At 72.5% G+C, this 12872-nt stretch carries 9 protein-coding genes; 4 read left to right on the top strand and 5 right to left on the bottom strand.

The genetic code is table 11. From position 1 onward, the window contains the following. Window positions 1-7 precede the first annotated feature (7 nt). From ACFZDA_RS19215 to ACFZDA_RS19205, 3 genes are all read right to left on the bottom strand, one after another. A complete protein-coding gene (locus ACFZDA_RS19215; protein ID WP_391082528.1) occupies window positions 8-478 on the bottom strand; it encodes a DUF5709 domain-containing protein in 471 nt (156 codons plus the stop codon). Window positions 479-1406: 928 nt separating this feature from the next. Further along, a complete protein-coding gene (locus ACFZDA_RS19210) occupies window positions 1407-3188 on the bottom strand; it encodes an ABC transporter transmembrane domain-containing protein (RefSeq protein ID WP_391082526.1) in 1782 nt (593 codons plus the stop codon). Continuing rightward, a complete protein-coding gene (locus ACFZDA_RS19205) occupies window positions 3185-4990 on the bottom strand; it encodes an ABC transporter transmembrane domain-containing protein (protein WP_391082523.1) in 1806 nt (601 codons plus the stop codon). The genes ACFZDA_RS19210 and ACFZDA_RS19205 overlap by 4 nt, the downstream gene beginning before the upstream one ends. Window positions 4991-5220: 230 nt before the next feature. Between ACFZDA_RS19205 and ACFZDA_RS19200 the strand changes: the two genes are divergently transcribed. After that, on the top strand, window positions 5221-6831 hold the full coding sequence (locus ACFZDA_RS19200) for a peptide-N4-asparagine amidase (protein ID WP_391082520.1): 1611 nt from the start codon (window positions 5221-5223) through the stop codon (window positions 6829-6831). A gap of 176 nt (window positions 6832-7007) precedes the next feature. Continuing rightward, a complete protein-coding gene (locus ACFZDA_RS19195) occupies window positions 7008-8420 on the top strand; it encodes a cation:dicarboxylate symporter family transporter (RefSeq protein WP_391082517.1) in 1413 nt (470 codons plus the stop codon). Between the two features lie 82 nt (window positions 8421-8502). On the opposite strand, the gene ACFZDA_RS19190 is transcribed toward ACFZDA_RS19195, so the two are convergent. Further along, window positions 8503-8952 (bottom strand): MarR family transcriptional regulator, encoded by a 450-nt coding sequence (locus ACFZDA_RS19190; RefSeq protein WP_391082514.1) that lies wholly within the window; start codon window positions 8950-8952, stop codon window positions 8503-8505. Between the two features lie 106 nt (window positions 8953-9058). Here ACFZDA_RS19190 and ACFZDA_RS19185 point away from each other — a divergent pair, with 106 nt between their 5' ends. Next, window positions 9059-10861, top strand: coding sequence for an ABC transporter transmembrane domain-containing protein (locus tag ACFZDA_RS19185; protein WP_391082511.1), 1803 nt, complete (start codon window positions 9059-9061; stop codon window positions 10859-10861). A 43-nt stretch (window positions 10862-10904) separates the two neighbouring features. Beyond that, window positions 10905-11750 (top strand): endolytic transglycosylase MltG, encoded by an 846-nt coding sequence (mltG, locus tag ACFZDA_RS19180; protein WP_391082507.1) that lies wholly within the window; start codon window positions 10905-10907, stop codon window positions 11748-11750. 12 nt (window positions 11751-11762) lie between these two features. Here the strand turns inward: mltG and ACFZDA_RS19175 are convergent, their stop codons facing one another. Then, window positions 11763-12839, bottom strand: coding sequence for an NAD(P)-binding domain-containing protein (locus tag ACFZDA_RS19175; protein ID WP_391082504.1), 1077 nt, complete (start codon window positions 12837-12839; stop codon window positions 11763-11765). Window positions 12840-12872 lie beyond the last annotated feature (33 nt).

Genomic DNA, 12872 nt, shown 5'->3' with positions numbered 1-12872 from the left:
GCGGGTGTCAACCCGACAGGGTGTCCTCGTCGACGATGTGCACGGCTGCCTCCTCGGCCGACGCCGCCGCGCCGTCGATGCCCACGTCCAGGGCTACCAGGGCGCTCTCCTCGTCCTCGTGCGCGCCCTCGTCGGGGGCGACGAGCCGGCCGGAGCGGGCGTCGCCCACCTCGTTGTCCAGGAGTTCCCCGTCGGTGCCCTGGCAGTCCCCGAGACCGTCACCGTCCGGGGCGACGGGCTCCGGCAGCTCTTCGGCGAGCCGCTCGTCCAGCGTCTCGCCCCGCCGCCGCTCCGCCGCCGTGACGCCTCTGTGCTCCACGGCCCAGGGCCGCTCGGGAGGGGACCAGCCGCGGTCGAGGGGATCGTCGACGCCGTCGTACTCCAGGGTGTCCTCGGCGTCGAGGAGCCCCGTGTCCTCTCTCTGCTCGGATGGTTCCGGCTGGTAGACGTCGTCTCCCCAGCCGTCGGAGCTCTTCACGGGTACCTCCAGGGGGTGGGGCGGGCCCGTTCACACCGGGGCCCGCGCCGGGCCGCCGCCACACGGAGCACTGACGCCGCCCACCGCCGAACCGCTGCCGCGGTTCCCGGGCGTTTCCCCGAGCCGGTGCCTGTCTCCAGCCTTCCACCCCGCCTCACCACCGCGCAACGCCACGGACCACCTCCGGCGGCCATGGACCAGGAGGCGGGTCCGCCCCGGGCCGGAGGTGCCCGGGGCCCGGGCTGCCCCCCGGGGGGTCGGGCTGCCCCCGGGGGCTCCTCCGACTCTGGGCCCAGCTGGCCCCTGGGCCCGGGCTCGGTCTGGTCCCGGGCTGAGCTGGTGCCGGGCTGAGTTTGGCGCTGGGCTGAACTGGGTGCCGGCTGAGTTTGGGGCCGAGCTGAGCCGGTCCTGGGCCGGGGCGGGGGCCGGGCTGCGTCTGGGGCTGGGCGTGCACGGCCTCGCGGTGAGTTTGGAGCTGCGCAGCCGGTAAGGGTCGGCTGAGTCTGGCTTCGCGCCGAGTCCGGTCCTGGGCCGAGCCGGATGCCGCCCCCGTCTGGACCCGCGCCGACACCGGGGCCCGGGCCCGACCGAGGCCCAGCACCGAGCCGGAGGCACGCCCCGGAGGGCTGGTCGTTCGGGGCGCCGCTCCCTGCCGAAGCGCTCATCCCCGTCCGGTCCTGCCCGGCCTGGCACCGCCAGCCCAGCCCAGGCCAGCCCCACCCGGCCCAGCCCAGGCCAGCCCCACCCGGCCCAGCCCAGGCCAGCCCCACCCGGCCCAGCCCAGGCCAGCCCCACCTGGCCCAGCCCCGGCTAGTCTCGACCGGCCCAGCCCGACGCGCCCAGCCCGACGCGCCCAGCCCCGGCGCCGGCCGCCCCGTCCCACTACGCCGAGACCGTGCGTCTCACGAGCCCCCGGGGCACCCGCCCGTCACCCGTGCCATGACCTCCACAGCGCCGCATACGCCCCGTCCGCCGTCACCAGTTCCTCGTGGCTGCCCAGTTCGCTGATGCGGCCGTTCTCGACGACGGCGATGACGTCCGCGTCGTGGGCGGTGTGGAGGCGGTGGGCGATGGCGACGACGGTGCGGCCGTCGAGGACCTTGGCCAGGGACCGTTCCAGGTGGCGGGCGGCGCGCGGGTCGAGCAGGGACGTCGCCTCGTCCAGGACCAGCGTGTGCGGGTCGGCCAGCACCAGGCGGGCCAGGGCGATCTGCTGGGCCTGGGCGGGAGTGACCGTCAGGCCGCCCGAGCCGACCTCGGTGTCCAGGCCGTCGTCGAGCGCCCGGGCCCAGCCGTCCGCGTCGACCGCGCCCAGCGCCGCCCACAGCTCGGCGTCGCCCGCACCGGTCCGGGCGAGCCGGAGGTTGTCGCGCAGGGAGCCCACGAAGACGTGGTGCTCCTGGTTGACGAGGGCGACATGGGCGCGGACGCGTTCCGCCGGCATCCGGGACAGCTCGGCGCTGCCCAGGGTGATCCGGCCGTCCCGGGGCGCGTAGATCCCGGCGAGCAGCCGCCCCAGCGTCGACTTGCCCGCACCCGAGGGGCCGACCAGGGCCAGCCGGGTGCCGGGGGAGACCTCCAGGGACACCTTGCGCAGGACGTCCACGCCCTCCACGTAGCCGAAGTGCACGCGGTCGGCGCGCACATGGCGTCCGTCGGGGGACACGGAGGGGTCGCCGGCGTCCGGCTCGATGTCCCGGACCCCGACGAGCCGGGCCAGTGACACCTGGGCGACCTGGAGTTCGTCGTACCAGCGCAGGATCATGCCCACCGGGTCGACGAGCATCTGGGCGATCAGCGCGCCCGTCGTGAGCTGGCCGACGTCGATCCAGCCGTGCAGGGAGAACACGCCGCCGACCAGGAGGACCGAGGCGAGCACGGTCACGTGGGTGACGTTGACGACCGGGAAGAGCACCGACCGCAGCCACAACGTGTAGCGCTCCCAGGCCGTCCACTCCCTGATCCGGCGCTCGGACAGCGCGACGCGCCGGTCACCGAGGCGGTGCGCCTCGACGGTGCGCCCGGCGTCCACGGTCTCGGCGAGCGCGGCGGCCACGGCGGCGTACCCGGCGGCCTCCGAGCGGTAGGCGGCCGGTGCCCGCCGGAAGTACCAGCGGCAGCCGGCGATCAGCAGCGGCAGGGCGAGCAGCACGGCGAGCGCCAGCGGCGGCGCCGTGACGACCAGCCCGCCCATCAGCAGCACCACCCACACCACGCCGATCGACAGCTGCGGCACGGCCTCGCGCATGGCGTTGGCCAGCCGGTCGACGTCCGTGGTGATCCGCGACAGCAGATCGCCGGTCCCGGCTCGCTCCAGCACGCCGGGCGGCAGCCCGACCGACCGGACGAGGAAGTCCTCGCGCAGGTCGGCCAGCATCCGCTCGCCGAGCATCGCGCCGCGCAGCCGCACCTGGCGGACGAACAGGGCCTGGACGGCCAGCGCCGCCACGAACAGCCCCGCGGTGAGTTCCAGCCGCAGGTCCCGCGCCCCGTCGGAGACCCGCTCCACGACTCCGCCCAGCAGCCACGGGCCCGCCATCGAGGCGACGACGGCGACCGTGTTGACGACGACGAGCAGCACGAACGCCCGGCGGTGCCGGCGCAGCAGTTCCGCCACGTAGGCGCGGACGGTCGCGGGGGCGCCGACCGGCAGGGTGTTCGCCGTCGTCGGGGCGGCCGGGTCGTACGCCGGAGGCGCCACGCCGATCATGCCTTCTCCTCGATCTCTTCCAGTTCGTGCAGGACGTCCTTCAGGGCGACGGGACCGGTTAGCGCGACCTCGTCGTCCGTCTCGCGGGTGACCACCGCCCGGTAGCGGGGCTCGGCGCGCAGCAGCTCACGGTGCGTGCCGGCCGCCGCGGCCTCGCCGTCGTGCAGGAACACCACCCGGTCGGCGCGGTCCAGCAGCAGCGGCGAGGAGGTGAACACCACTGTCGTGCGCCCCGCGCGCAACTCCCGCACGCCCTGCGCGATCCGGGCCTCGGTGTGCGAGTCGACGGCCGAGGTCGGCTCGTCCAGGACGAGCACCTCCGGGTCCGTGATCAGTGACCGGGCGAGCGCGAGGCGCTGGCGCTGGCCGCCGGACAGGGACCGGCCGCGTTCGGTGATCCGCGCGTCCATGGGGTCGGCGGCGTCCACCGAGCCCTGCACCAGCGCGGCCAGCACGTCGTCGCACTGCGCGGCGGCCAGCGCCGCCCGCGGTTCGACGGCGCCCGACGCGGGGACGTCGAGCAGTTCGCGCAGCGAACCGGACAGCAGCACGGGGTCCTTGTCCTGGACGAGGACGGCCGTACGGGCACTGTCCAGCGGGAGTTCGTCGAGCGGCACACCGCCGAGCAGCACCGAGGTGCCCTCTTGCGGCGGGTGTCCGCCCAGCCGTTCCGCGAGCCGGCCGGCCGCGTCCGGGTCGCCGCACACCACGGCGGTGAGCCGGCCTGCGCTCGCGAGCAGCCCGGTGTCCGGGTCGTACAGGTCTCCGGACGGGAGCTCGGCCCCGCGCGATCCGGCGGTGTCGGTGGCACGCTCCAGCGCCAGCACGCCCGCGGCCCGTTTGGCGGACGGCCGGGAGAAGGAGTACGCCATGGCGATCTCCTCGAAGTGCCGCAGCGGATAGGTGAGGACCATCACCGAGCTGTAGACGGTGACCAGTTCGCCGACGCTGATCCGGCCCTGGCGCGCCAGGTGCACGCCGTACCAGACGACGGCGATGAGCAGCAGTCCCGGCAGCAGGACCTGGATCGCGGAGATCAGGGACCACATCCGGGCGCTGCGCACCGCCGCGTGCCGGACCTCCTGGGAGGCGTGGCGGTAGCGGTCGAGGAACAGTTCCTCACCGCCGATGCCGCGCAGCACGCGCAGACCGGCGACGGTGTCCGAGGCGAGTTCGGTGGCGCGTCCGGCCTTCTCACGCTGCACGTCGGCACGCCGGGTGGCGCGGGGCAGCAGGGGCAGCACGGCGAGCGCCAGCACGGGCAGTCCCACGGCGACGACCACGCCGAGCGCGGGCTGGTAGACGAGGAGAGCGACGCAGACCAGCACGATGGTGACCAGGGCCGCGGTGAACCGCGACCAGGCCTCCACGAACCAGCCGATCTTCTCGACGTCACCGGTGGAGACCGCCACGACCTCCCCGGCCGCGACGCGGCGGGTCAGCGCCGAGCCCAGATGGGCGGCCTTGCGGGCGAGCAACTGCTGGACGCGGGCGGCCGCCGTGATCCAGTTGGTGATGGCGGTGCGGTGCAGGTAGGTGTCGCCGACGGCGTTGCCGACGCAGGCCAGCGCCAGCAGGCCGCCCGCCAGGGCGAGTTGACCGCCGGAGCGGTCGACGACGGCCTGTACGGCGACACCGACGCAGAACGGCAGCGCGGCGACGGAGGCGAAGTGCAGCAGCCCCCACGCCAGCGACTTGAGCTGCCCGTCCAGCTGATTGCGGAAGAGCCACCACAGGAATCGGGGACCCGAACGCGCGTCCGGCACGCCGGGGTCGGAGTACGGAAGGTCTTGAATCTGCATGACGTCCCAGTGGCTCGTGTCAGGGGGAACGGGGGGATGGGGGGATGAGGGGTGGGGAGACGGGGGTTCGGCCGATGGCAGCAAACCGTGACAGGTTCGCGTCGGCACATGGTCGGAGGCAACCGGTTTTCGACCTGCCGAACGGAACCGGCCGACAGGGGTGGGAACAGAGCGGCTCGGCGGGCCGGTGCTCATTGCGGTGGCGGCGCACTCCCCGTAGAACACCGGCCATGAACAGACGGATCGTCATGTCCATGCTTGCCGGGGCGGCCCTCCTGGCGAGCACTTTCCTCGGGACCGGTTCCGCCCGTGCGGCCGACGTCCCCGCCGAGTTCGGCACCGACTGGCACGACCCGGTCACGGCGGCCCCGCCCGTATCGAAGCCCGGCGGCAGGTCCTGCGAAGTCACCCTGGCCCAGGCGCAGTTCCGTGACTTCACCCCGTACCGGGGCACGTACACGCCGCCCGGCGACTGCGGTGACCGCTGGAGCAAGGTGGTGCTGCGGCTCGACGGCAAGGTCAAGGGGCGGCAGTACGACCGGCTCGGCTATCTGCGTGTCGGCGGGGTCGAGATCTTCCGTACGTCGACACCGCAGCCCTCGCCCGACGGCATCGCGTGGTCGGTTCAGAAGGACGTCACCCGCTACAGCGACACCTTCCGCGGTCGCCGGGACGTCGAGATGCTCATCGGGAACGTCGTCGACGACACCTACACCGGCGTCCTCGACGTCAAGGTCACCCTGACGTTCCACCCAGGCCGTCCTGACGGTAACAGCGGCCCTGACAGGGTCCTCACCCTGGACCGGGGGACCGACGGCGCGACCACCCTCACGACCCCGCGCAACAGCGAGCGCGTCGTCGCCGAGGTGTACGCCACCGGCTCCGGCGGCGGCTGTGAGGAGTACTGGTACCTGACGGTGCCCGACCCGGCGCCGTACTCCTGCAAGGCGGCCCGGGGCTCCTACCGTGAGGTGCAGATCAGCGTGGACGGCCGGCTCGCGGGCATCGCCGCGCCGTTCCCCACCGTGTGGACCGGCGGCTGGTCCAACCCGTTCCTCTGGTACGTGATCCCGGGCCCGCGCGCCTTCGACATCAAGCCGATCACCTACGACCTCACCCCCTTCGCCGGGCTCCTCAACGACGGCCGACCGCACCGCGTCGAGGTCTCGGTCGCCGGCGTGCCCGAGGGGCAGACCGGCTGGAGCACACCGGTGAACATCCTCGTCTGGCAGGACGAGCAGCGCGCCCGCGTACCCGGGAAGCTCACCGCCCACCAGGCGGGCGATCTCGCCAACTCCTCGTCGTATACACCTGGTTCGGAGCACCGGGTCGACACCGAGGGCGCCCACCGGCTGACCGTCGCCGGATACGTCGACACCTCGCACGGCCGCGTCACGACCACCGTCGGCCGTTCGCTCGCCCACACCTCCGGGCACCGCTGGACGGACGGCGAGACGACCGACGCCCTCGATGCCACCTGGACCGACGACGAGTCCGTGACCGTCGACGGGCCCGGACCGGCCCACACCACCCGTACGCACCGGACCTACACCATGGATGGCACGACCACCCTGGGGGCGGGCGACCGGCTGCGCACCGTGCTGGCCCTCGGCGACCGCGCCACGGCCGTCGAGACGCGCGGCGGCCGTCGTACGGCCTGGTCGCGGTTCGACGACTCCTATACGGGCGACGCCACGTACACGGCGAACGTGCCTCGCGACCAGCGGCACGCGGTCGGCACGACGCGTGAGCGCTATCGGCTGTACGGCTCGCACGGCTGCTACGACCGCATGCTGACCACCGTGCAGGGGGTGCTCACGGGCGACCTCCGCCGTTGCTGAAGGGGCCCGTGAGGTGCGCGTGACATGCATCACTTAGGACGCTTTTACATGGCTGAAACGTTGCGGTCTTGTGCGCGATCAAGACAGCCTCCACAGTGAACGGCTACGGAAGCCGCTTTCCGTATCGCAGAAGTCCCCTCCGGCCTCTGTGTGTCCCGTCCCCCAAGGAGGCCCCCGTGCCACCGTCCGTACCGTCCCTGCCGCGGCGCGTCGCACGCACCTTGCGTACCTCACTCTTCGCGCAGGTCCTCTGCGCACTCGTCCTCGGAATCCTCGTCGGGAAGCTGTGGCCGGACACGGCCACGGCTCTCCAGCCGCTCGGCGACGGTTTCACCCGGCTCATCAAGACGGTGATCTCGCCCCTGGTGTTCTGCGTGGTCGTCGTCGGCATCGCCAAGGCCGGTGACCTGAAGGCGTTCGGCCGGATCGGCGTCAAGGCCCTGATCTGGTTCGAGGTCGCCTCCACGGCGGCCCTGGTCATCGGCCTCGTCGCCGCCAACGTCGTCGGTCCCGGCAAGGGCATGAACGTCGACCCGTCCTCGCTGGACGCCGCCGCGGTGGACCAGAGCACGGGCGGTGGCCATCTGCCCTCGACGACCGAGTTCGTCCTCAACGCGCTGCCCGAGAGCTTCATCGGCGCCTTCGCCGAGAACGAACTGCTCCAAGTCCTCATCCTGGCCTGTCTGGTGGGCGCCGCCCTGCTGCACCTCGGACACACCAAGGTGCCGAAGATCCTGCCCGCCGTCGACCAGGCCCAGGAAGTGATCTTCACGGTCGTCGGGTTCATCATGCGGCTCGCCCCGCTCGCGGTGTTCGGCGCGATGGCCCACCTCGTCGGCAACTACGGGCTGGGCGTGATGAAGACGTACGCCAAGCTCATCGTGCTCTGCTACGTGGCGGCCGCGCTGTTCGTCGCGCTGCTCGCCGTCGCCCTGCGGATGGTGACCGGGCTCAGCCTCTGGAAGTTCCTGCGCTACATCCGCGAGGAGATGCTGCTCGCGCTCGGCACCGCGTCCACCGAGTCGGTCATGCCGCGCGTGATGCAGAAGCTGCGCCGGGCCGGGGCCCGCGACGACGCGGTGGGCCTGGTGCTGCCCACGGGCTACTCCTTCAATCTCGACGGCGCCTCGCTCTATCTGTCGATCGGCACGCTGTTCATCGCCCAGGCCGTGGGCGTGGACCTGAGCCTGGGTCAGCAGATCACCGTGGTCCTGGTGCTGATGCTCACCAGCAAGGGCATGGCGGGCATCCCCGGTTCGGCGTTCCTCGCCCTGTCCGCGACGGCCTCGTCCCTGGGCGCCATCCCGGCCGGAGCCGTCGCCCTGCTGCTCGGCGTGGACCGCATCATGGACTCGATGCGCGTCGTCACGAACCTGCTCGGCAACTGCGTCGCCGTGTTCGCGGTGTCCCGCTGGGAGGGGGCGCTGGATGTGGCCCGGGCGAAGAGGGTGCTCGACGGGGAGGACGCCTCCGAGCCGGACGACCGTGACAAGGGCGCCGGCGGCGAGACCGGCACCGACGCGCTCGCCCCCGGCATCCCGGCTCAGCAGCCCAAGGGCGTCAAGGAGCCCGCTCCCGAGGCCGGTTGACCGAAACCGAAACCGAACGGGCCGCGGCCACCGCTCCAGCACGTCGAGCGGCGGCCGCGGCCCGTTGTCGTGGTCCGGCCGGTCAGCAGGACCGTACCGGCGCTCCGTCGATCAGCGTGTTCAGCAGCCCGCCGAGCGCGTCGCGCTGTTCCTCCGTGAGCGGCGCGAGGATCTCCTCCGCGGCCGATCTGCGCGCCGCCCGCAGCTCGCGCAGCGCGCCCCGGCCGTCGTCCGTGAGCTCGATGCGGATCACCCGCCGGTTCGCCGGGTCCGGGACCCGGCGCACCTTACCGCTCGCCTCCAGACCGTCGACCAGCGTCGTCACGGCCCGCGGCACCACCTCGAGGCGCTCGGCCAGGTCGGCCATCCGCGGCGGCGAGCCCCAGTGCGCGAGCGTGCGCAGCAGGCGGGACTGGGCCGGTGTGATGCCGAGGTCGCGCTGCTCCAGATGGCGCTTCTGGATGCGGTGCACCCGGCGGGTGAGCCGCAGCAACTGCTCGGCGAGCAGGCCGTCGGAATCGGGGGAGGTCATACGGGAACAATATCAGGATGATGTTCATTGTGAGTATAGGTAACAATGAGCTACGATCCGATCCGCCGTCCCGGCCCCCGGCCGCACCGCTCTCCCGAAGGAGCCCATGCACCCCGACCATGAAGCCCCCTGGAGCGCACCCGCCGACGCGAAGGAACAGCCCCGGCAGGTCCGCCGCATCCTCAGGCTCTTCCGCCCCTACCGGGGCCGCCTCGCGGTCGTCGGCCTGCTGGTCGGCGCCGCGTCGCTGGTCTCGGTGGCCACGCCCTTCCTGCTGAAGGAGATCCTGGACGTCGCGATCCCGCAGGGGCGCACCGGCCTGCTCAGCCTGCTCGCCCTGGGCATGATCCTCAGCGCCGTCCTCACCAGCGTCTTCGGTGTCCTGCAGACCCTGATCTCCACGACCGTCGGCCAGCGCGTCATGCATGACCTGCGCACCGCCGTCTACGGCCGGCTCCAGCGCATGTCCCTCGCGTTCTTCACCCGCACGCGCACGGGCGAGGTGCAGTCCCGCATCGCCAACGACATCGGCGGCATGCAGGCCACCGTCACCTCCACCGCGACCTCGCTCGTCTCCAACGCCACCAGCGTGATCGCCACGATCGTCGCGATGATCGCCCTCGACTGGCGCCTGACCGTCGTCTCGCTGCTGTTGCTGCCGGTGTTCGTGTGGATCAGCCGCCGCGTGGGCAACGAACGGCGGAAGATCACCACCCAGCGCCAGAAGCAGATGGCCGCCATGGCCGCCACGGTCACCGAGTCGCTCTCCGTCAGCGGCATCCTGCTCGGCCGCACCATGGGCCGCTCCGACTCGCTGACGACGTCCTTCTCCGAGGAGTCCGAGGAACTCGTCGACCTGGAAGTGCGCTCGAACATGGCCGGCCGCTGGCGCATGGCCGTCATCACGATCGTCATGGCGGCCCTGCCCGCCGTCATCTACTGGACCGCCGGCATGGCCCTCCAGCTGGGCGGCCCCGCCGTCTCCATCGGCACGATCGTCGCGTTCGTCTCGCTCCAGCAGGGCCTGTTCCGCCCGGCTGTGAGCCTGCTGTCGACGGGTGTGCAGATCCAGACCTCGCTCGCCCTCTTCCAGCGCATCTTCGAGTACCTCGACCTGCCGATCGACATCACCGAGCGCGCGGACCCGGTCCGCCTCGACCGGGTCAAGGGCGAGGTCCGCTTCGAGAAGGTCTCCTTCGGCTACGACGCCAAGGGCGGCCCGGTCCTCGACGGCATCGACCTCACCGTCCCGGCCGGCTCCAGCCTCGCCGTCGTCGGCCCGACCGGCGCCGGCAAGTCCACGCTCGGCTACCTGGTGCCGCGCCTCTACGACGTGAGCGGCGGCCGCGTCACCCTCGACGGTGTCGACGTCCGCGACCTCGACTTCGACACCCTGGCGCGCGCGGTCGGCGTCGTCTCGCAGGAGACCTACCTCTTCCACGCCTCGGTCGCCGACAACCTGCGTTTCGCCAAGCCCGACGCCTCCGACGAGGAGCTGTACCAGGCGGCGAAGGCGGCGCAGATCCACGACCACATCGCGTCCCTGCCCGACGGTTACGACACCGTCGTCGGTGAGCGCGGCCACCGCTTCTCCGGCGGCGAGAAGCAACGCCTGGCCATCGCCCGCACGATCCTGCGCGACCCGCCGGTGCTCATCCTCGACGAGGCCACCAGCGCGCTGGACACCCGGACCGAGGCGGCCGTGCAGGACGCCATCGACGCGCTGTCGGCGAACCGCACCACGCTCACCATCGCCCACCGGCTGTCGACGGTCCGGGGCGCCGACCAGATCGTGGTCCTCGACTCGGGGCGCGCGGTCGAACTCGGTACCCACGAGGAACTGCTGGAGCGGCACGGCCGGTACGCGGCGCTCGTACGCCGGGACGCCCAAATGGAACCGACAAGATGAAAATATGCCGGGTTTATGACGATATGCGGGTTACCGTGCCCGCATGCAGAAGAACACTCCGCCACGGAGCACGATTCGACTGACGCGCCGGGGCCGTATCGCCCTCGTCGCGACCGGAGCCGTCGTGGTGGGCACCGCCGTGGCGGTGCCGCTGCTGACCCTGGGGCCCGCGGACGACGGCCGGCCCGCGACTCTGGTGATCCCGGAGGGCCGGCGCGCGAGCCAGGTCTACGCCGCCGTCGACAAGGCCCTCGCCCTGCCGCCCGGCAGCACGAAGAAGTCCCTGGCGAAGGCCGCCCTCAAACTGCCGAACGACGCCGGGGGCAACCCGGAGGGCTATCTCTTCCCGGCGGTCTATCCGCTCCAGGAGAAGACGACCCCCGAGAAGCTCCTGGCCCTGATGGTCGACACCGCGAACGAGAAGTTCAACGGCGCGCCCATCGCCGCGGGAGCGCAGCGCAACGCCATGAACGTCTACCAGGCCGTCACCATCGCGAGCATCGTCCAGGCGGAAGCGGCCACCAAGGCCGACATGGGCAAGGTCGCCCGGGTCGTCTTCAACCGCCTCGAACGCGGCATGCCACTCCAGATGGACTCCACCCTCAACTACGCGCTCGGCCGCTCCACCTTGCGCACCACGGCGAGCGACACCCGTGTCGACAGCCCCTACAACTCCTACCAGCGCATGGGCCTGCCCCCCACCCCCATCGGCAACCCGGGCGAGGAGGCCATGCGCGCCGCCATCAACCCGCCCCCGGGCGACTGGCTGTACTTCGTCACCGTCCGCCCGGGCGACACCCGCTTCACCGCCGACTACGCGGAACACCAGCGCAATGTCGCGGAGTTCGACGCGATCCGGAAGAAGGACGGCGCTCGGGCGGCCGGCTGACCCGCCCGGGCCTCACGCGGCGACCGCCTCCCGCGCCAGCAGCCGCCGGATGTCGCGGACGGCCGCGCGGCCGGCGCGGTTGGCGCCGATGGTGCTGGCCGACGGGCCGTAGCCGACGAGGTGGATCCGCGGGTCGGCGGCCGCGCGGGTGCCCTCCAGGCGGATGCCGCCGCCCGGCTCGCGCAGGCGCAGCGGGGTGAGGTGGTCGAGGGCGGCCCGGAAGCCGGTGGCCCAGAGGATGACGTCGGCGTCGACGTGGCGGCCGTCGCGCCAGTCCACTCCCGTGGGCGTGACGCGGTCGAACATGGGCTGCCGGTCGAGCACCCCGTCCTCGATACCCTGCCGGACCGCGTCGTTGAGCGGCAGTCCGGTGACCGAGACGACACTCCTGGGCGGCAGTCCCTGCCGTACCCGTTCCTCGACGAGCGCGACGGCCGCCCGGCCCGCGTCCTCGTCGAAGGGGCCCTCACGGAAGACGGGCGGACGCCGGGTCACCCAGGTGGTGGCCGCCGTGTACGGGGCGATCTCCAGCAGATGCTGCGTGCCCGAGGCGCCGCCGCCCACCACGACGACCCGCTGCCCGGCGAACTCCTGCGGCCCGGAGTACTGCGCGGTGTGCAACTGCCGCCCCCGGAAGGTCTCCTGGCCCGGATAGCGCGGCCAGAACGGCCGGTCCCAGGTGCCGGTCGCGTTGATCAGCGCCCGCGTCGACCACACGCCGTGTGAGGTCTCCACCAGCAGCCGCCCGCCGGGCCCCTCCCGCACCGCGCGCACGTCGACGGGGCGCCGCACTCGCAGGTCGAAGGTCCGCTCGTACCGGTCGAAGTAGCCGCTGATCACCTCCGCCGACGGCCGCGCCGGATCCGCGTCCGTGAGCTCCATCCCCGGCAGCGCGTGCATCCCGTGCACCCTGCCGTACGTCAGCGACGGCCAGCGGAACTGCCAGGCGCCGCCGGGGCCGGGGGAGTGGTCCAGCACCACGAAGTCGCGGTCCGGCTCGAACCCGGCTCGCCGCAGGTGATAGGCGCCGGCCAGACCGGCCTGACCCGCGCCTATGACGACTGCCTCGACCTCGCGTGTGTTGTTCACGCTTCTACCAACCGTGCCGGGGTCGTGGATCTT

The sequence above is a fragment of the Streptomyces sp. NPDC007991 genome (assembly GCF_042958445.1).
In the GTDB taxonomy this organism is placed as follows: domain Bacteria; phylum Actinomycetota; class Actinomycetes; order Streptomycetales; family Streptomycetaceae; genus Streptomyces.
Note: the sequence above shows the minus strand (reverse complement) of the source record. Positions and strands in the feature narration are given on the sequence as shown.